Raw genomic sequence first — 16,474 nt, 5'->3', positions numbered from 1 at the left:
GATTCATTCTCACAGCGCACTTGCATTCCCACGTCATACGTCACTTGGGTACGGCCGTCGTCGTCCGGGCGCTGTGGGGACAGCGGTCGTGCGCTCGCGGGCAATCACCGCATGTTCGCGGTTTTGGCGTGATGAGCAACGGCACCGGTGCGTTTGCACGTGATCCGGGTCGTTCCGCCGGAAGGACCGGTGCGTCAGCGAAATTCCAGGAGATCGACATGTCCGACGCCGTGAAGCCGGTTCGGCCGGTGCTGGAGCCCGCGGCAGCCGTTTCGGGGCCGGGGTGCCCGTACCGCCCCCGGGTCCCGAGACCCCAAGGCGTGATCCTGTTCGTCGGCGTCAGCCGCCGTCGCCCGGCCTGACGGGACTCACTTGCGGCACCGACGCCTTACCCGTGTCGGAGACCTTTCCGCCGGTCCAGCGGACTCTGATCGACTCCGTCTCGTCGGGCGGGGTGACGAGTACGGCCGCGGGTGTCACGGTGGTGACCCCGGAGATCGCCGGATTGGTGAAGGTCAGTGCCGGCCACGCGCTCGCTCCCGGAGCAAGCGTCACGATCCGTTGCTCCTGCCCGGTGGCCCGCTCGGGGGCCTGTGTGACGGCCTCGCCGGCACCGTTGACGAATGCCACGCCCGGAAATCCGTACACCGTGCAGGTGCGGTGGGAGCCGTTGGCCAGGACGACGGCGAAGTTCTGCTGCCCGGCTCCCGGGTGGTCCGGGCCGATGGATGCCCGCAGCTCGGCAACGGCCCGATGGTCGTTGCCGGGGGACGGGGGTGGCGGCCGTTTCGTACGGTCTACTGAATCCGCAGCAGGTACTTGTGCTGTCCGGCCAGCACGAGTTGACCGCGCTGGTCGTGGATGGTGGCCGCTGTGACCACGATGCCGTCGCTGCCCTTCGGCTCCAGGCCGGTGACGGTGAGCGCCGGGTAGAGGGTGTCCCCGGAGTGCACCTCTGCCAGGAAGGTGCAGGACACCTCGAGGAAGCTGATGAACACCTCGCCGATGAAGTGCGGGAACAGGGTGGCGCCCGGTGCGGTGAAGGCCAGGACCTGGAGGCCGTGGACCACCGGCGCGGAGTGTCCGTGCCTGCGTGCCCACTCGGCGTCGTAGTGCACCGGGTGATTGTCCGCGGAGACCGTCTGGAAGGCCGCGGCATGGGCGTCCGTCAGTGTGCGGCTGGGGGCCCGGAAGACCTCGCCGATGCGCAGATCCTCGAACGTCCTGGCCGGGACGACCAGGAACGCGGCGGGGTCGAACTCGGCCGACGCCTGTGGCTCTGTGTTCTGCTGCTCCATCACATGTCCTCTCGCGGTCTGTTCCGGCGGGCACCGCCCCGGGCGTGCTCCTGGCCGCGAGTGGTCCGGGCGGCCAGGAGGTCGGCGTCGTTGTCGGTGAAGCAGGCGCCGCCGACAGGCTGCGGCCGGCGGCGCGGCGATGCGCTCCGGGGTGCCGCCGCCCGGGCGCAGGCGCCACAGGGCGGTCAGGTCGCCGTTGCCCTGGCCGCCTCAGTCGAAGCGCAGGTCGGACAGCTGCCGTTCCAGCGCGGTGATGTCATCCTCGGGCTCTGCCTTCACCGGGCGGGCTGCCATGAGGGCGGCGAGCTCGCCGCCCGCCCGCCGTACGCGTCCGGGCAGGCCCTCGGCGTACTCGTCGCCGCCGGATCCCCAGTCCTCGGACGCCGCATAGACCGCGGTGGGGACGACGACGGCGCGCAGGTAGGAGAAGAGCGGGCGCAGGGCGTGCTCCAGGACCAGGGAGTGGCGGGCCGTACCGCCCGTCGCCGCGACGAGGACCGGCCTCCCGGTGAGAGCGTCCGGGTCGATCAGGTCGAAGAAGGACTTGAACAGCCCGCTGTAGGAGGCGGAGAACACGGGCGTCACCGTGATCACACCGTCGGCACTCGTCAACGCGTCCACAGCGGAGGCCAGTTGCGGCGGTGGGAACCCGGTCACGAGGTTGTTGGCGATGGCGACGGCCAGTTCGCGCAGCTCGATGACCACGGTCTCCACGGCGTGGCCCCGAGCGGCGAGTTGCTCAAGGACCGACTCGGCGAGACGGTCCGCGAGCAGGCGCGTCGAGGACGGAGTACTCAGCCCCGCGGACACGACTACCAGCTTCATGCGGCCGTGTCTCCCTTCGAGGGCGCCGCGGTGGCCACGCCGGCCGCGTGCGTCGGCGCGTCCGGCACGTCGGCCGAGCGACCGATCGCGAACTCCTTCCGCAGTACGGGCACCACCTCCTCGCCGAGCAGGTCGAGCTGTTCCAGGACGGTCTTCAGGGGCAGGCCCGCGTGGTCCATCAGGAACAACTGCCGCTGGTAGTCGCCGACGATCTGGCGGAAGGACAGCGTCCGCTCGATGACTTCCTGAGGAGAGCCCACCGTCAGCGGGGTCTGCTCGGTGAATTCCTCCAGCGAGGGCCCGTGCCCGTACACGGGCGCGTTGTCGAAGTACGGCCGGAACTCCCGTACGGCGTCCTGGGAGTTCTTGCGCATGAACACCTGGCCCCCCAGCCCGACGATCGCCTGCTTGGGCGTGCCGTGGCCGTAGTGCGCGTACCGCCGCCGGTACAGCTGGACCATCCGCCTCGTGTGCTCGGCCGGCCAGAAAATATTGTTGTGAAAGAAGCCGTCGCCATGGAAAGCCGCCAGGTCGGCGATCTCCGGGGAGCGGATGGAGCCGTGCCAGACGAATGGCGGTACGCCGTCCAGCGGGCGGGGCGTGGAGGTGAATCCCTGCAGGGGCGTACGGAACTTGCCCTCCCAGTTCACGACGTCCTCACGCCACAGCCGCCGCAGCAGCGCGTAGTTCTCCTTCGCGAGCGGGAGTCCCTGCCGGATGTCCTGCCCGAACCAGGGATAGACCGGGCCGGTGTTGCCGCGGCCCATCATCAGGTCGACGCGCCCGTCCGCCAGGTGCTGGAGCATCGCGTAGTCCTCGGCGATCTTCACCGGGTCGTTGGTGGTGATCAGCGTCGTGGCGGTGGAAAGGATCAACTTCTCGGTACGGGCGGCGATGTAGCCGAGCATCGTGGTCGGGGACGACGGCACGAACGGCGGGTTGTGGTGCTCACCGGTGGCGAAGACGTCCAGGCCGACCTCCTCCGCCTTCAGCGCGATGGCGACCATCGCCTTGATGCGTTCGTGCTCCGGCGGGGTACGGCCGTTGGTCGGATCGGGGGTCACGTCCCCCACCGAGAAAATACCGAACTGCATGGGGGCCTCTTTATTCCGGCAACCGTGTGTGTGCCGGAAATGTAGGCATCGGTGGGACGGTCTTCGTGCCTGTGCGTGCAGAGGATCTTGCCCGTCAGCGCCCTGACCGGGCCCGCGTGCCGGCCCGCTGCCTGTTTCACCGTAGGCGTGACGCCAGATGACGGTGGCAGACCGAGGTCCGTGATGGACCAGGTACTGACAGGCGTTAGCGTGGTCGGTGCTGAGAGCGAGAGCCGTGCTGGTTCGGTGCTGTGTCCAGGGGCGAAGTAGGGGGAAACATGCAGGTCGGAGCAGCGTCTTGAGAATTCTGCATACTTCCGACTGGCATCTCGGCCGGGCGTTCCATCGGGTGAGCATGCTCGGCGCCCAGACCGATTTCATCGGTCACCTCGTCACGACCGTGCGCGAGCGCGAGGTCGACGCGGTGCTCGTGTCCGGAGACGTGTACGACCGCGCGGTGCCCCCGCTCGCCGCGGTGGAGCTCTTCGACGACGCCCTGCACCGGCTCGCCGACCTCGGCGTGCCCACGGTGATGATCTCCGGCAACCACGACTCGGCCCGCCGCCTCGGCGTCGGCGCGGGCCTCATGGGGCGCGCGGGCATCCACCTGCGGACGGATCCGACGGCGGCCGGGACCCCGGTGATCCTTCAGGACGCCTTCGGCGACGTCGCCTTCTACGGCCTGCCCTATCTCGAACCCGCCCTGGTGAAGGACGAGTTCGGCGTGGAGAAGGGCGGCCACGAGAGCGTCCTCGCCGCCGCCATGGACCGCGTCCGCGCCGACCTCGCCGCACGCGCGAGGGGGACGCGTTCCGTCGTTCTCGCCCACGCCTTCGTCACCGGCGGCGAGCCCAGCGACAGCGAGCGGGACATCACCGTCGGCGGGGTCGCCTCCGTGCCCGCGAGGGTCTTCGACGGCGTCGACTACACGGCACTCGGGCACCTGCACGGCTGCCAGACCATCACCGGGCGCGTCCGCTATTCCGGCTCCCCGCTCCCGTACTCCTTCTCGGAGAGCGAGCACCGCAAGACCATGTGGCTCGTCGACCTCGACGCCGAGGGGGAGGTCACCGCCGAGCGGATCGACTGCCCGGTGCCGCGCGCGCTGGCCCGTATCCGCGGCCCCCTGGAAGGGCTGCTCGCCGATCCCGCGCTCGCGCGCCACGAGGACGCGTGGGTGGAGGCGACGCTCACCGACGCCGTCCGCCCGGCCGACCCCATGGCCCGGCTCGCCGAGCGCTTCCCGCACACCCTCAGCCTCGTCTTCGCCCCCGAGCGCGCCCCCGACGACCCGGACGTGTCGTACGCCCGGCGCCTCGCCGACCGCAGCGACCAGGAGATCGCCGAGGACTTCGTGGCGCACGTGCGCGGGGCGGGGCCCGACGCCCGTGAGCAGGGCGTGCTGCGGGACGCCTTCGACGCGGTGCGCGCGGACGACGCGGTACGGGAGGTGACGCGGTGAGGCTGCACCGGCTCGACCTGACGGCCTTCGGCCCCTTCGGCGCCCCGCAGACCGTCGACTTCGACGCGCTCTCCGCCGCCGGGCTCTTCCTGCTGCACGGGCCGACGGGCGCCGGCAAGACCTCGGTCCTGGACGCCGTCTGCTACGCGCTGTACGGCTCCGTACCCGGAGCCCGGCAGAGCGGCCAGGGCCTGGCCCTGCGCAGCGACCACGCCGCGCCCGGCACCCGCACCGAGGTCACCCTCGAACTCACCGTCTCGGGACGGCGGTTGGAGATCACCCGGCAGCCGCCCCATGAGCGCGCCAAGAAGCGCGGCAGCGGCACCACGGTCGAGAAGGCCCAGAGCGGGCTGCGCGAGTACGACCCCGTGGCCGGCGCCTGGAAGGACCTCAGCCGCTCCCACCAGGAGATCGGCGAGGAGATCACCCAGCTGCTCGGCATGAGCCGTGAGCAGTTCTGCCAGGTCGTGCTGTTGCCCCAGGGCGACTTCGCCCGCTTCCTGCGCGCCGACGCGGAGGCACGTGGCCGGCTGCTGGGCCGTCTCTTCGACACCCAGCGGTTCGCCGAGGTCGAGAAGCGGCTCGCCGAGCGCCGCCGCACCACCGAGGCACGCGTGCGTGAGGGCGACTCCGCGCTGCTCGCCGACGCGCACCGGATGCAGCAGGTCGCCGGGGACGCCATGGAGCTGCCCGAGCTCGCCCCGGGCGAGCCGGGGCTGGCCGAGGCGGTGCTGGCCGCGTCCGCCGTCGCCCGCAGCACCTCCCGCGAACTGCTGACGACAGCCCACTGCGGCCGCCTCGCCGCCGAGTCCGCGCAGGCCGCCGCCGAGCGCGCCCTGGAGGACGTGCGGGAACGGGCCCGGTTGCAGCGGCGGTTCGCCGAGGCGCGGGAGCGGGCCGCTCTGCTCCAGGAGCGGGCAGGCGCCCATCGGGAGGCGCAGGCGCGCATGGAGCGCGCGCGGAAGGCGGAGGCGGTGGCGCCGACGCTGGAGCTGCGCGAGGCCGCCGACGCAGAGCACACCGAGGCGTCCGCCCATGCGGCACGCGCGCGTGCCCGGCTCCCCGAGCGGTTCGCGGACGCCGGAGCCGCCGGGCTCGCCGCCGCCGCACGCCGGGCCGCCGAGGAGCTGGGCGGGCTGGAGTCGGCCCGTCGGGACGAGAGGCGGCTGGCCGACCTGGTCGCCGAGCGGGCCGACCTGGACCGGCGGGAGCGGGACGACGAGGACGTCCTGACGGAGACCGAGGCCTGGCTCGCTGGTTGGGAGACCGTCCGCGCGGATCTCCAGGCCCGCATCGAGTCCGCCCTGGAGGCCGCCACCCGCGCGGAACAGCTCGACGGCCGACGCGAGCCCGCTCAGCGGCGCCTGAAGGCGGCCCGGCTGCGCGACGAGCTGGCCCGCGACCTGGAGGCGGCCCAACGCACGGCCCTCACCTTCGGTGAGCGGGCGCAGACGGCCCGCGCGCACTGGCTCGACCTCAAGGAACAGCGCCTGAACGGCATTGCCGCCGAACTGGCCGCCACCCTCGTCGCCGGTGAGCCCTGCGCCGTCTGCGGCGCCACCGAGCATCCGGCGCCCGCCCGCAAGGTCGCCGGACACGTCGACCGCGAGGCCGAGGAGCAGGCACTCACCGCATACCAGCGCGCCGAGGAACGCCACGCAGAGGACGAACAGAAGCTCGGCCTCGTCCGAGAGGCGCTCGCCGCCGCCACCGCCGAGGCGGGCGACACCCCCACGGACCGGCTCGCCGCCGACGCCCAGGAGTTGGAACTGGCCTACGCCCAGGCCCGGCGGGACGCCTCCGCGCTGCACCCCGCGCGCGAGGAGCTGCGCCAGGCCGAGCAGGAGCACGAACGCCGCACGGCGGCGCAGCGCGAGGCCGCCGTGCGGGCCGCCTCCCGCGTGGGCCACCGCGAGCGCCTGGAGCGTGAACGGGCCGCGCTGGAGGAGGAGTTGGCACAAGCCCGGGGAACGGCGGAGAGCGTCGCCGCGCGGGCCGCCCAACTGGAGCGGCAGGCGGCGCTGCTCACCGACGCGGCCGACACCGCCCGCGTCGCCGAGGAGAGCGCCGAGCGCCTCAAGGCGGCCGACGGACGCCTCGACGAGGCCGCGTTCCGGGCCGGCTTCGACACCCCGCAGGCCGCAGCCGACGCCCTCCTCGACGACACCGCCCACCGCGAGTTGCAACGGCGGCTGGACTCCTGGCAGTCCGAGGAGGCAGCCGTACGCGCCGTCCTCGCCGAACCCGACACCGCGGCCGCCGCCCAGCGGCCGCCCGTCGACCTCGCCGCCGCGGAACAGTCGGCGGCCGACGCGGCCGAACGCCTCCGGGCGGCCGCCTCCGCCCAGGACGCCGCCGCCCGCCGCTGCACCGAACTCGACCGCCTCTCCGCGCGCGCGGCCGACAGCGTGCGCCGGCTCGTCCCGCTGCGCGAGGAGTACGACCGGGTGGCCCGCCTGGCCGGTCTCACCGCCGGTACCTCCGCCGACAACGAGCGCAAGATGCGCCTGGAGGCGTACGTCCTGGCGGCCCGCCTCGAACAGGTGGCCGCCGCCGCGACCGTACGGCTGCAGCGCATGTCCTCCGGGCGCTACACCCTCGTCCACTCCGACGACCGTGCCGGACGCGGGCGCAGCGGGCTCGGGCTGCACGTCGTCGACGCCTGGACCGGGCGCGAGCGGGACACGGCCACGCTGTCGGGCGGCGAGACGTTCTTCGCCTCGCTCGCCCTCGCCCTCGGCCTGGCGGACGTCGTCACCGACGAGGCGGGCGGGGTCCGCCTCGACACCCTCTTCATCGACGAGGGGTTCGGCAGCCTCGACGACCAGACCCTCGACGAGGTCCTCGACGTCCTCGACTCGCTGCGGGAACGCGACCGCAGCGTCGGCATCGTCAGCCACGTCGCCGACCTGCGGCGGCGGATCCACGCGCAGCTGGAGGTCGTCAAGGGGAGATCGGGGTCGGCGGTACGGCAGCGGGGTCAGTGACCGAGCGGGCGCCGGGGCAGCGGTGAGGAGTAGACGACGCTGGTGGTGACCGACCCCAGCGCGCCGATCTTCCCCGACACCTCCTCCAGGTGACGCATCGAACGGGCGGCGACCTTGATCACGAAGCAGTCGTCGCCCGTCACATGGTGCGCCTCCAGGATCTCGGGTGTGACGGCCACCAGGTCGTGGAACGGCTTGTAGTTGCCGTGGGGATAGCGCAGCCGCACGAACGCCAGGATCGGCAGCCCCAGCCGCTCGGGGTCCACGACGGCCGCGTATCCCTGGATGACGCCCGCCTCCTCCAGCCGCCGCACCCGCTCGGTGACGGCGCTCGCCGACATCGCCACGGCACGCGCCAGGTCGGCGAAACTGGCCCGGCCCTCGCGCTGGAGGACCTCGAGAATGCGCCAGTCGATGGCGTCCGGGGAATACGCGGTCATGGGCGAAAGATTGCAGGGGAATCCCTGGCGGCACAAGGTCAATGCCGTGGAATGCCCCTTCAAGGAGAGGATCACCGGCCGTAGATTTCTGGTTGTCGGAAACCAGTCAGAACCGCTGCGGAAGGTCCCGTCATGTCCGTCACGACCACCGTCAACCCCGTCCTGCGGGTCGGCCCGGCCGCCCCGGCCGAGGCCGTCGCCCACTTCCGGGCGAGCCTCGTCTTCCACGCCGACGTCTCCGACGTGGCCGCGGCCCTCGCCGCCGGCGGCGACCCCGGCTTCGTCGTCCTGGACTCCCGCTCCACCGAGTCCTGGGACCAGGGGCACATCCCGGGAGCCGTCCACCTGCCCACCGCGCTCATCCCCGAGCAGGCCGAACAACTCCTCGACCCAGACATGCCCGTCGTGACGTACTGCTGGGGCCCCGGCTGCAACGGCGCCACCCGTGCCGCCCTCGCGCTTGCCGAACTCGGCTACCAGGTCAAGGAGATGCTCGGCGGCTTCGAGTACTGGGTGCGTGAGGGCTTCGAGTACGAGACCTGGGAGGCCCGCGAGCGGCGCGACGCGGACTCGCTCACAGCTCCTGTGGACGCGGAGAACTGCGGCTGCTGACAGCCGAGTCGACCGGTCAGTCCCGTACCACCTCCGGCGCCCGACGCAGGAAACGGCGGTCCGCTTCCCCGAACTCGCCCTCGGGGCGTGCCGCGTGCAGGACGACGTCCAGCGCGGCGTCCGCGTCGCACGCGTAATGCCCGCTGGCCCAGGCGGCGTTGGCCTCCACGACCGCCCACCCGGAGCGGTCGACCAGACCGACGTCCACCACGATGGCGCTCGGCAGTCCCGTCCCGGCCAGCCGCTCGGCGAACGCCAGCACCTCGGCGCGGCGCGGGTCCCGCTCCAGCGGGGCGACGTCCAGGGCGCCCCGGGTCGCGTACCGGCTGCCGGTGCGCACCTCGCCGTCCAGCAGAAACAGCCGGAACTCCACGGCGAACGTCACGATGTCGCTGACCAGCACCGGTTCCGTGCCGTCGACGGCGTCCGGCCCCGGCAGCCCGCTGCCGTCCGGGTAGACGCGGGCCGGGAAGCTCTTGTCGTTCGGGGGCTTCACGAACGCGGGGCGCCGCAGCCGCCACGCCTGGGCGATCGTGCTGAACTCGATGTCCCGCAGGGTGAGTTCGCGCGGCAGCCGGGCCAGCCAGTCCTTTGGCGCCTCCAGCAGGCCGAGCCCCAACTCCCGAGCCACGGCGTCCGCGAACAGCGGACCGGCGTACAGGGAGGCGCCCTCGGCCCGGCGCCACGGTTCGGGCACGCGCCACTCCCGCAGGGTCTCGGCATGTGCCCCGCGCCGCCGTGCCGCGTCCGCCAGGGCGTGGCCGGTCGCGGTGACGCGGGGGGAGAGGAAGAGGGTTCGGGGCGTGCTCATGAGAGACGAGAGTGGCGTACGCGCGGGCCGGAGGACAGCGGATTTCCGCCGCCCTCCGGCCCGCACCGTTTCTCAGAGCCGCGCCAGCTCGTCCACCAGGTCGTCGAGCCCCAGCGACCCCTGCGAAAGGGCCGCCATGTGCCAGGACTTGAGGTCGAAGGCGTCGCCGTGGAGCTCGCGCGCCTTCTCCCGGCCCAGCAGCCAGGCCCGTTCGCCGAGCTTGTAGCCGATCGCCTGGCCGGGGATGGTCAGGTAGCGGGTCAGCTCGCTCTCGACGAAGTCCGCCGGGCGGCTGCTGTGCGCGCCGAAGAACTCCTGGGCCAGCTCTGGAGTCCAGCGCTCGCCCGGGTGGAACGGGGAGTCCGCCGGGATCTCCAGCTCCAGGTGCATGCCGATGTCCACGATGACCCGGACCGCCCGCATCATCTGCGCGTCCAGGTAGCCGAGCCGCTGCTCCGCGTCCGTGAGGAAGCCGAGCTCGTCCATCAGCCGCTCCGCGTACAGCGCCCAGCCCTCGGCGTTGGCGCTGACCATCCCGATGGAGGCCTGGTAGCGGGAGAGGTCCGCGGCGACGTGCGTCCACTGCGCGAGCTGGAGGTGATGGCCGGGGACGCCCTCGTGGTACCAGGTGGAGACGAGGTCGTACACCGGGAAGCGGGTCTGCCCCATCGTCGGCAGCCAGGTACGGCCCGGACGCGAGAAGTCCTCCGACGGGGCCGTGTAGTAGGGGGCGGCGGCACTGCCGGCCGGGGCGATCCGCGACTCCACCTTCCGTACCCGCTCGGCGAGTTCGAAGTGGGTGCCGTCGAGCGCGTCGATCGCCTGGTCCATCAGGCCCTGCAACCAGTCGCGGACCTCGTCGACGCCCTCGATGTGCTTGCCGTGCTCGTCGAGGTGGGCCAGCGCCACCCAGGGCGTGTCCGCGCCCGGCAGGATCTTCTCGGCCTCCTCCTTCATCGCGGCGAGCAGCCGGTGGTACTCAGCCCAGCCGTACGCGTACGCCTCGTCGAGGTCGAGGTCGGTGCCGTTGTAGTAGCGCGACCAGCGGGCGTACCGCTCCCGGCCGACGGTGTTCGGCGCGCCCTCGGCCGTCGGCGCGTACACGTCGCGCATCCAGTCCCGCAGCTCCACGACCGCCGCGGTCGCCGCGCGGGCCGCCTCGTCCAGCTCGGCGCGCAGCGCCTCGGGCAGTGCGTCGGACAGAGACTCGGTTCCGGAGGCCACGAAGTCCTCGAACCAGCCGCGGCCCGCGCCGTCCGTGTCCGACCACTGAGTGAGCTGTTCGACGAACGTGGCGGTGGGCCGCGGCGCCGCGTACAGCTTGCGCTCCAGGCCGAGGGCCAGGGACTCCCGATAGCCCGCGAGGGCCGCCGGCACCGCGCGCAGCCGCTCGGCGATCGCCGCCCAGTCCTCCTCGGTCTGCGTGGGCGTCACGGTGAACACCTCGCGCACGTGGTGCGCGGGCGTGCCCATGTTGCCGACCGAACGCAGGCCCTCGTCGGCCTCGTGCACAGCGAGTTCCGCGGTCAGGCGCTCGCGCAGCAGACGCGCGCACCGGCGCTCGATGTCACTGTCCGCGCCGGGCCTGCGCTCCGCCTCGTCGAGCTTCACCAGGGTGTCCCGCGCGAGCCGCGCGAGCGCCTCCTGGCCGGTGGGCGAGAGGTCGGGCAGCCGGCTCGAACTCTCCTGCACGCCGAGGTAGGTACCGGTCACCGGGTCGAGGGCGATGAGATCGTCGACGTAGGCGTCGGCGACCTCGCGGGGCAGCGGGCTGTTGGTCTGTGACATGCGCCCCATCCTCGTACGCGGCGGCGCCGCACGTCATGGCGTTTGTCCCGAAACCGTCGGCGGCAGCAGCGGTCCGCACTCCCACTGCTGGAAGATCAGCCGCGTCTCGACGCGGGCCACCTCCCGCCGTGCCGTGAACTCGTCGAGCACCAGCCGCTGCAGATCCGCCATGTCCGCGACGGCGACATGGACGAGATAGTCGTCGGGCCCGGTGAGGTGGAAGACGGTCAGCGCCTCCGGCAGCGCCCGGATCCGCTCCACGAACGGCCCCACCAGCTCCCGTCGGTGCGGCCTGACCTGCACGGACAGCAGCGCCTGCAGGCCGCGCCCCAGCTTGGCCGGATCGAGCCGCAGCTGATGCCCGAGGATCACGCCGGAGCGGCGCAGCCGCGTCACCCGGTCCAGGCACGTCGACGGCGCGACGCCGACCTGCGCCGCGAGGTCCCGGTAGGTTGTCCGGGCGTCGTTCTGCAGCAGCCGCAGCAGCTGGAGATCGACCGGGTCAAGTACGACAGATTCGGCCATTGGTCGAACGTAGCACGGTGTTCGCACCATGTGACCCGTTCGATGTTCACCCTGCGGTTCATGGACTCAACCGCTGCGAGCACGCACACGTACAACGGTGTACGTACGTCTGGAGCGCCCCGCGCACTGGCCACCGAGGCCGTGCACGCCGGGCGGGACGACCTGGCCCGGCAGGGCCTGCACGCCCCGCCGATCGACCTGTCCACCACCTATCCCTCGTACGACAGCCGTGCAGAGGCCGCCCGCATCGACGCGTTCGCCGCCACCGGAGCGGAGCCGGACGGCACGCCCGTCTACGGGCGGCTGGGCAACCCGACGGTCGCCCGCTTCGAGACGGCCCTCGCCCGGCTGGAGGGCACCGACGGCGCCGTCGCCTTCGCGAGCGGGATGGCAGCGCTGAGCGCGGTACTGCTCGCGCGCTCCGCGATGGGCCTGCGGCACGTCGTCGCCGTACGCCCCCTCTACGGCTGCAGCGACCACCTGCTGACGGCCGGTCTGCTCGGCTCGGAGGTCACCTGGACCGACCCGGCGGGCATCGCCGACGCGCTGCGCCCGGACACCGGCCTGGTGATGGTCGAGTCGCCGGCCAACCCGACCCTCGCCGAGGTCGACCTGCGGGCCGTCGCCCACGCCTGCGGTTCGGTCCCGCTGCTCGCCGACAACACCTTCGCCACGCCCGTGCTGCAACGCCCCGCCGAGCAGGGCGCGCGACTCGTCCTGCACAGCGCCACCAAGTACCTGGGCGGCCACGGGGACGTGCTGGGGGGCGTGGTGGCCTGCGACGAGGAGTTCGCCGGGCGGCTGCGGCAGATACGATTCGCCACCGGCGGCGTACTGCATCCGCTGGCCGGCTATCTGCTGCTGCGCGGCCTGTCGACGCTTCCGGTGCGGGTGCGGGCCGCTTCGGCGACCGCCGCCGAACTGGCCCGGCGACTGGCCGCCGACCCGCGTGTCGCCCGCGTCCACTATCCGCGCATCGGCGGCGCGATGATCGCCTTCGAGGTGGACGGCGATCCGCACGAGGTGATCGCGGGCGTCCGCCTGATCACCCCGGCCGTCAGCCTCGGCAGCGTCGACACGCTCATCCAGCACCCGGCGTCCATCAGCCACCGCATCGTGGACGCGGAGGAGCGCAGGGGCGCGGGCGTGAGCGACCGGCTGCTGCGGCTGTCGGTCGGGCTGGAGGACGTCGAGGATCTGTGGGGGGATCTCGCGGGGGCGTTGGGGGCGTTGGGGGCGTCGGGGGCGGTGGCGGCGTCCGTCACGGTGTGAAGAAGGCCCGGCGGTTCACCCGCCGGGCCCTTCACGCGTTCCGTGTCAGTCGCGTGTGACGCGCTCCCCGTACCGCTGGGACGTCTCGCGCGCCGCGCTCTTCTCCAGACGCGCGGTGATCACGAGTGTCCCCTCCTCGATCTGGTAGTCGAGGGGCAGGCCGAGGCCGCGCATGGCGGCGACCATGCCGGTGTTGGAGGCCTGCGTCACCGCGTACACGCTCTCGCAGCCCGCCTCGACGGCCATCGCCACCAGTCGGCCGAGCAGTTCGGAGCCGATGCCGCGGCGCTGCCACTGGTCCTCGATCAGCAGCGCGACCTCCGTCTCGTCGCCGTCCCACAGCAGATGGCCGAGGCCGACGATGCGGCCGGACGGTGTCTGCACGGCCAGGGTCTGGCCGAAACGGGGGCTGAGCAGGTGGTTGAGGTAGCGGTCGGTGTCGCCGACGGGACCGTGGTAGCGCATCCCCAGCGTGCGCGCCGAGCACCGCTCCTGCATCGCCTTCGCCGCCTGAAGGTCACCGGTGTCGGCCCGGCGCACGGTGATGTCGTTGCCCTCGGGCAGCGTCAGCACGTCCTGGCCGAGCGGAACCCGCGGCCCGAGCCGCGCGTCGAGCTCCACCAGGGCACGTGCGCGTGCGAACTCGGTCGGAGTGAACGGCAGGTACGGCCGCTCCACGGTGATCACTCCGCCTTCCGGCGCCCGCAGACGCATCACGGTCTCCTCCAGCACGCCCTCCACGGGTACGCCCTGCGGTCCCCGGCCGCCGCTCCCGGCCGCGGCGGGCAGTGAGCGGATCGTGCATCGGCCGAGCAACTGCCTCAGTGCGAGCGGCAGTTCGGCCGCGTCGAGGGCGGTACGGGTGGCCAGGCCCAGGATTCGGGTGGGTGCGTCCACCAGATCGTGGGCGTCGGCCCGCTCGATCCAGGTGCCCGAGCCGCCCGCCCGCGCGACGGCGCGGGTGATCTCGGCTGCCGCGAGGGAAGCCGGGGCGCGCAGCAGGAACTCGTCCACCGTGTCCTCGCCCAGCGGGTGCGTCTGCAGGCTCAGGATGTCCACCCGGTGGCCGGCGAGCGCCGCGCACAGCGCGGCCAGCGACCCCGGGGCGTCCTTCACGGTCGTCCGCATCCGCCACAGGGCGCTCTCCTCGGTGACCCCGGAGGGGAGCTCGGACGGCCCGGCCTGCGGCTCCCCGGAGCGTGGCCGGGTATCGGTATCGCCCGTCGGCGGCGCGTGACCGTGGCGGCGTGCCCACCATGTGTGGAACCCGGCCGTGGCGACGAGCAGGGCGGCGGAGACGGTCAGCAGTGCCGGCCCGTCGGGGCCGTGCCCCACCAGGTTCGCCACGCCGTCGGCCACCGCGACGGCCGTGAAGAGCGCGGCGAGTTCCACCACGTCCCGCCGCCAGTGGTGCACAGGGCGTCCGCGCTTCGCGCGCGTCACATCAGACATGTCTCGAGTCATGCAGCCACTGTGGAGGAACGGTGTTGCGTGATCACGAACGCATTGTGACTGATGGGTAAAGGTTACCAATGCCCGTTTTGTTAATTCATATACGATCGCTGCGCACACTTCGCATCGCGCCTGTCACGACCGCACCGCGCACCGGGGGATGACGCCGATGCGCGGCACGTGGTGTCGAGAGTACGGGACGCCGGACTACTGCCCGACCCGTCCCGGCTGGAGCACCTGCGTGAACAGCACGGTGCCGTCCTGTTCACGCAGACGGACCGTCAACTCGCCGCTGTCGCCGTCGATGTCGACCTCGCCGAAGAACTGGTAGCCCGCCGCCGGCGACACGTTCGCGGCGGTCGGCGCCTTCACGAACACCCGCTCCGGGCCGAAGGTGTTGTCGAGCGCGCTGGCCGGGAAGGCGCCCGCGTTCAGCGGTCCCGAGACGAACTCCCAGAACGGCTCGAAGTCGGTGAACGCGGCCCGTGACGGCTGGTAGTGCTGCGCCGAGGTGTGATGCACGTCGGCCGTCAGCCACACCGTGCCGGTGATCCGCCGGTGCTTGACGAACCGCAGCAGCTCGGCGATCTGCAGCTCACGGCCGAGCGGCGCGCCCGGGTCGCCCTGCGCCACGGCCTCGATGTTCGCCTTGCCCTCGGTGCCGTCGGGCACCACCAGGCCGAGCGGCATGTCGGCGGCGATCACCTTCCACACCGCCCGCGACCGCGACAGCTCCCGCTTGAGCCACTCCAGCTGCTCGGCGCCGAGGATGCCCTGCGGGTCCACGCTCTGGTCGTCGGGCGAGTTGGCGTTGCGGTACGTGCGCATGTCGAGCACGAACACGTCGAGCAGCGGACCGTGCCGCATGACCCGGTGGACGCGGCCCTCCTTGGCGCCCGGCCGCAGCGTGGAGATCGGGAAGTACTCGCTGAACGCCCGCCGGGCCCGCCCCGCGAGCACGTCGACGCTCTTCTCCGTGTAGCGGGCGTCGGTGTCGGCGATCACCTCGCCCGGGTACCAGTTGTTGCGGACCTCGTGGTCGTCCCACTGGATGATGGACGGCACCTGCGCGTTGAACCGGCGCAGGTTCTCGTCCAGCAGGTTGTAGCGGAAGTTGCCGCGGAACTCGGCGAGGGTCTCGGCGACCTTCGACTTCTCCTCGGTGGTGACGTTCCGGTAGAGGCTGCCGTCGGGCAGCGCCTGCGTCGCCGTTATGGGGCCGTCGGCGTAGATGTTGTCGCCGCTGCACAGGAAGAAGTCGGGGTCGAGCCCCGCCATCGCGTCGTAGATGCGGTAGCCGCCGATGTCGGGGTTGATGCCCCAGCCCTGGCCCGCGAGGTCCCCGGACCACAGGAAGCGCACCCCGCGCCGGCGCCCGAGGGGCACGGTACGGAAGGTGCCGGTCACCGGCTCACCGGTGCGGCGCGGGTCGTCCGGGTCGGCGAGCAGCACCCGGTAGTGGATCTGCTCGCCCGCGGGCAGCCCGTGCAGCCGGGTCGTGCCGGTGAAGTCCGTACCGGTGCCGAGCAGTGGACCGTGCCAGTGGCGGGCCCCCCGGAACGACTCGGTCGCCGCGGTCTCGACCACCATCCGCGCCGGACGGTCGGACCGCACCCACACCAGCCCGGAGTCGGAGGTCACGTCCCCGGTCTGCACACCCCAACCGGCCCTGGGCCGCCCGGACAGCGCGAAAGCGGGCGCCGCGCCGAGGGCGGCGGGCAGGGTCAGGGCCGCGGACGCGGCGAGCGAGCCGCGCAGGACGCTGCGGCGCCCGGGAAACGGACGGTGTGACATGAGAGGGCCTCCAGGGACGGGAACCGGCCGGCGTGCACAGTCACAACTACTGGTGCGCCGCAGCGCACACGGAAACCGCAGGTGAACAACTGGCCGCGCGCCCACGGGATCCGA

The 16,474-nt window shown here is 72.4% G+C and carries 14 protein-coding genes; 4 read left to right on the top strand and 10 right to left on the bottom strand.

The window, feature by feature from the left end; genetic code table 11:
* Positions 1–339: 339 nt before the first annotated feature.
* The 4 genes from OG289_RS08345 to OG289_RS08330 form a co-directional block, all read right to left on the bottom strand.
* Positions 340–738, bottom strand: coding sequence for a DUF4232 domain-containing protein (locus OG289_RS08345; RefSeq protein WP_442819070.1), 399 nt, complete (start codon positions 736–738; stop codon positions 340–342).
* Between the two features lie 59 nt (positions 739–797).
* Complete coding sequence (locus tag OG289_RS08340; RefSeq protein ID WP_327313370.1) at positions 798–1,298, bottom strand: MaoC family dehydratase; 501 nt, start codon at positions 1,296–1,298, stop codon at positions 798–800.
* A 210-nt stretch (positions 1,299–1,508) separates the two neighbouring features.
* Positions 1,509–2,123: an FMN reductase gene (locus OG289_RS08335; protein ID WP_327313369.1), complete on the bottom strand. Its 615-nt coding sequence runs from the start codon at positions 2,121–2,123 to the stop codon at positions 1,509–1,511.
* Entirely contained in the window at positions 2,120–3,217 is a 1,098-nt protein-coding gene (locus tag OG289_RS08330) for an LLM class flavin-dependent oxidoreductase (protein WP_327313368.1), read from the bottom strand. Before OG289_RS08330 ends, OG289_RS08335 begins: the two co-directional genes overlap by 4 nt.
* Before the next feature lie 298 nt (positions 3,218–3,515).
* Between OG289_RS08330 and OG289_RS08325 the strand changes: the two genes are divergently transcribed.
* Both OG289_RS08325 and OG289_RS08320 read left to right on the top strand, forming a co-directional pair.
* Positions 3,516–4,679: an exonuclease SbcCD subunit D gene (locus tag OG289_RS08325; RefSeq protein WP_327313367.1), complete on the top strand. Its 1,164-nt coding sequence runs from the start codon at positions 3,516–3,518 to the stop codon at positions 4,677–4,679.
* On the top strand, positions 4,676–7,666 hold the full coding sequence (locus tag OG289_RS08320) for an SMC family ATPase (protein ID WP_327313366.1): 2,991 nt from the start codon (positions 4,676–4,678) through the stop codon (positions 7,664–7,666). The genes OG289_RS08325 and OG289_RS08320 overlap by 4 nt, the downstream gene beginning before the upstream one ends.
* Here the strand turns inward: OG289_RS08320 and OG289_RS08315 are convergent.
* Positions 7,660–8,106 (bottom strand): Lrp/AsnC family transcriptional regulator, encoded by a 447-nt coding sequence (locus OG289_RS08315; protein ID WP_327313365.1) that lies wholly within the window; start codon positions 8,104–8,106, stop codon positions 7,660–7,662. The genes OG289_RS08320 and OG289_RS08315 overlap by 7 nt on opposite strands.
* Before the next feature lie 132 nt (positions 8,107–8,238).
* Here OG289_RS08315 and OG289_RS08310 point away from each other — a divergent pair, with 132 nt between their 5' ends.
* Positions 8,239–8,718 carry a rhodanese-like domain-containing protein gene (locus OG289_RS08310; RefSeq protein WP_327313364.1) on the top strand — a complete coding sequence of 160 codons (480 nt, stop codon included), beginning with the start codon at positions 8,239–8,241 and terminating at the stop codon, positions 8,716–8,718.
* 16 nt (positions 8,719–8,734) lie between these two features.
* On the opposite strand, the gene OG289_RS08305 is transcribed toward OG289_RS08310, so the two are convergent.
* The 3 genes from OG289_RS08305 to OG289_RS08295 all read right to left on the bottom strand — a co-directional run bounded on the left by OG289_RS08305 (position 8,735) and on the right by OG289_RS08295 (position 11,842).
* Entirely contained in the window at positions 8,735–9,529 is a 795-nt protein-coding gene (locus OG289_RS08305; protein WP_327313363.1) for an ATP-grasp domain-containing protein, read from the bottom strand.
* Between the two features lie 72 nt (positions 9,530–9,601).
* Positions 9,602–11,317, bottom strand: coding sequence for a DUF885 domain-containing protein (locus OG289_RS08300; RefSeq protein ID WP_327313362.1), 1,716 nt, complete (start codon positions 11,315–11,317; stop codon positions 9,602–9,604).
* Between the two features lie 33 nt (positions 11,318–11,350).
* Positions 11,351–11,842, bottom strand: coding sequence for an Lrp/AsnC family transcriptional regulator (locus OG289_RS08295; protein WP_327313361.1), 492 nt, complete (start codon positions 11,840–11,842; stop codon positions 11,351–11,353).
* A gap of 60 nt (positions 11,843–11,902) precedes the next feature.
* Between OG289_RS08295 and OG289_RS08290 the strand changes: the two genes are divergently transcribed.
* On the top strand, positions 11,903–13,114 hold the full coding sequence (locus OG289_RS08290) for a trans-sulfuration enzyme family protein (RefSeq protein ID WP_327313360.1): 1,212 nt from the start codon (positions 11,903–11,905) through the stop codon (positions 13,112–13,114).
* A gap of 45 nt (positions 13,115–13,159) precedes the next feature.
* Here OG289_RS08290 and OG289_RS08285 read toward each other — a convergent pair whose 3' ends face one another.
* Positions 13,160–14,566: a GNAT family N-acetyltransferase gene (locus tag OG289_RS08285; RefSeq protein WP_327313359.1), complete on the bottom strand. Its 1,407-nt coding sequence runs from the start codon at positions 14,564–14,566 to the stop codon at positions 13,160–13,162.
* 207 nt (positions 14,567–14,773) lie between these two features.
* On the bottom strand, positions 14,774–16,360 hold the full coding sequence (locus tag OG289_RS08280; RefSeq protein ID WP_327313358.1) for an alkaline phosphatase D family protein: 1,587 nt from the start codon (positions 16,358–16,360) through the stop codon (positions 14,774–14,776).
* Positions 16,361–16,474: the final 114 nt, after the last annotated feature.

Origin of the sequence: Streptomyces sp. NBC_01235, assembly GCF_035989285.1 — a bacterium.
Lineage (GTDB): Bacteria > Actinomycetota > Actinomycetes > Streptomycetales > Streptomycetaceae > Streptomyces.
The sequence above is the reverse complement of the archived record's forward strand: the minus strand, read 5'-3'. Positions and strand labels throughout refer to the sequence as shown.

Excerpts from the sequence above, each read along its gene's own strand:
- OG289_RS08330 (WP_327313368.1), bottom strand. The coding sequence starts at position 3,217 with ATGCAGTTCGGTATTTTCTCGGTGGGGGACGTGACCCCCGATCCGACC.
- OG289_RS08295 (WP_327313361.1), bottom strand. The coding sequence starts at position 11,842 with ATGGCCGAATCTGTCGTACTTGACCCGGTCGATCTCCAGCTGCTGCGG.
- OG289_RS08335 (WP_327313369.1), bottom strand. The coding sequence starts at position 2,123 with ATGAAGCTGGTAGTCGTGTCCGCGGGGCTGAGTACTCCGTCCTCGACG.
- OG289_RS08340 (WP_327313370.1), bottom strand. The coding sequence starts at position 1,298 with ATGGAGCAGCAGAACACAGAGCCACAGGCGTCGGCCGAGTTCGACCCC.
- OG289_RS08305 (WP_327313363.1), bottom strand. The coding sequence starts at position 9,529 with ATGAGCACGCCCCGAACCCTCTTCCTCTCCCCCCGCGTCACCGCGACC.
- OG289_RS08300 (WP_327313362.1), bottom strand. The coding sequence starts at position 11,317 with ATGTCACAGACCAACAGCCCGCTGCCCCGCGAGGTCGCCGACGCCTAC.
- OG289_RS08290 (WP_327313360.1), top strand. The coding sequence starts at position 11,903 with ATGGACTCAACCGCTGCGAGCACGCACACGTACAACGGTGTACGTACG.
- OG289_RS08315 (WP_327313365.1), bottom strand. The coding sequence starts at position 8,106 with ATGACCGCGTATTCCCCGGACGCCATCGACTGGCGCATTCTCGAGGTC.
- OG289_RS08285 (WP_327313359.1), bottom strand. The coding sequence starts at position 14,566 with ATGTCTGATGTGACGCGCGCGAAGCGCGGACGCCCTGTGCACCACTGG.
- OG289_RS08310 (WP_327313364.1), top strand. The coding sequence starts at position 8,239 with ATGTCCGTCACGACCACCGTCAACCCCGTCCTGCGGGTCGGCCCGGCC.
- OG289_RS08280 (WP_327313358.1), bottom strand. The coding sequence starts at position 16,360 with ATGTCACACCGTCCGTTTCCCGGGCGCCGCAGCGTCCTGCGCGGCTCG.